Source organism: Xanthomonas cannabis pv. cannabis (assembly GCF_000802365.1).
In the GTDB taxonomy this organism is placed as follows: Bacteria; Pseudomonadota; Gammaproteobacteria; order Xanthomonadales; family Xanthomonadaceae; genus Xanthomonas; species Xanthomonas cannabis.
This window is the reverse complement of the sequence record NZ_JSZE01000203.1, coordinates 1-1,778: the sequence shown is the minus strand read 5'-3', so window position 1 is coordinate 1,778 and position 1,778 is coordinate 1. Positions and strand designations below refer to the sequence as shown.

The following is a 1,778-nucleotide window of genomic DNA, read 5'->3' as shown; positions in this document are numbered from 1 at the left end:
GCCTCCACATCGCGACCCTCTGTGACCGATCAGGGCAGGCCAGCCAGCCAGTCGTCGTCGGAGCCTTCGTTGATGTCGGCGAATAGCGGCGTGGAGAAATAGCGCTCGCCGGTGTCGGGCAGCATGGCCAGGATCACCGCGCCGGGCACCGCGCCTTCGGCCACGCGCAGTGCAGTGGCAACGGTCGCGCCGCCGGAGATGCCGGTGAAGATGCCTTCTTCGGCGGCCAGGCGGCGCGCCACGGTGATGGCGTCGGTGTCTTCCACGCTGAGCACCTCGTGGGCGACCTCGCGGTTGAGCACCTCGGGCACGAAGTCGGGCGTCCAGCCCTGGATCTTGTGCGGCTTCCAGTCCTGGCCCTGCAGCAGCGCCGCGCCGGCCGGCTCGGTGGCGGTGATGCGCACTTCCGGGCGGGCCACGCGCAGGACTTCGCCTACGCCGGTGAGGGTGCCGCCGGTGCCCCAGCCGGTGACGAAGTGGTCGAGCCGGTGGCCGGCGAAGTCGCGCAGGATTTCCGCGGCCGTGGTGTTGCGGTGGTAGGCCGGGTTGGCCGGATTGGCGAACTGGCTGGCCAGGAACCAGCCGTGCTGTTCGGCCAGTTCCTTCGCTTTACGCACCATGCCACTGCCGCGCTCGGCGGCGGGGGTCAGGATCACCTTGGCGCCATAGGCGCGCATCAGCTTGCGGCGCTCGATGGAGAAGGTTTCCACCATGGTGGCGACGAACTTGTAGCCGCGTGCGGCGGCCACCATGGCCAATGCCACGCCGGTGTTGCCGGAGGTGGCTTCGACGATGGTGTCGCCGGGCTTGAGCAGGCCGCGCTGCTCGGCGTCCAGGATGATGGCCAGCGCCAGGCGGTCCTTGACCGAGCCGCCCGGATTGAACGATTCCACCTTGACGTAGAGGGTGACGTTGTCCGGAGCGAGGCGGTTGAGTTTGACCACCGGGGTGCGGCCGATGGTGTCGAGGATGTTGTCGTACAGGGCCATGGGGTCTCCGTCGGAATCAGGCTGCGTGGGCCAGTGTGGGCGTGTCGGGCGTTGCGATGGGTGAGTGCGGCGGCGCGGCGTGCAGCGGGGCGGCGCCGTACCAGTGCAGGGACTGCGCCAGCGCGGTGACCTCGCCCAGGATCAGCAGGGCCGGAGCCTGCACGGTGTACTGCCGTGCGGTGGCGGCCAGGGTGGCGAGCGACCCGGTGATCACCCGCTGCTGCGGGCGCGAGCCATTCTCGACCAGGGCAAATGGCGTGCCCGGTGCGCGGCCGGCCTGCAGCAGGCGCTGCTGGATGCCTTCCAGGCCGGCCACGCCCATGTAGAAGGCCAGGGTCTGGCGCTCCTGGCCCAGCGCCTGCCAGTCCAGGGTGTCCAGCGAATCCTTGCAGTGGGCGGTGATCAGGCGCAGCGACTGCGCATGGTCGCGGTGGGTGAGCGGAATGCCCGCGTAAGCGGCGCAGGCGAGCGCGGCGGTGATGCCGGGCACTACCTGGAAGCCGATGCCGTGGTCGCGCAGGAATTCCAGCTCTTCGCCGCCGCGGCCGAACACGAACGGGTCGCCGCCCTTCAGGCGGACCACCCGCCGCCCCGCGCGGGCGTGCTCCAGCATCAGCGCGTGGATCTGCTCCTGCCGGGTGCTATGGCCTTGCGCAGCCTTGCCGACCTCCACGCGCAGCGCATCGCGACGGGCCAGGCGCAGGATCTGCGGGCTGACCAGGCGGTCGTACAGCACCACCTCGGCCTGCCGGAGCGCGCGCAGGGCATTGCGGGTGAGCAGGCCGGGGT

At 70.5% G+C, this 1,778-nt stretch carries 2 protein-coding genes; both read right to left on the bottom strand.

The window, feature by feature from the left end; genetic code table 11:
* Nucleotides 1-29: 29 nt before the first annotated feature.
* The gene (cysK, locus tag OZ10_RS20050) at nt 30-989 is read right to left on the bottom strand and encodes a cysteine synthase A (RefSeq protein WP_039415648.1); all 960 of its coding nucleotides are present in this window, start codon (nt 987-989) and stop codon (nt 30-32) included.
* Between the two features lie 16 nt (nt 990-1,005).
* The coding region (gene cobA, locus OZ10_RS20045) for a uroporphyrinogen-III C-methyltransferase (RefSeq protein WP_039566853.1) at nt 1,006-1,778 on the bottom strand (773 nt) is incomplete at its 5' end.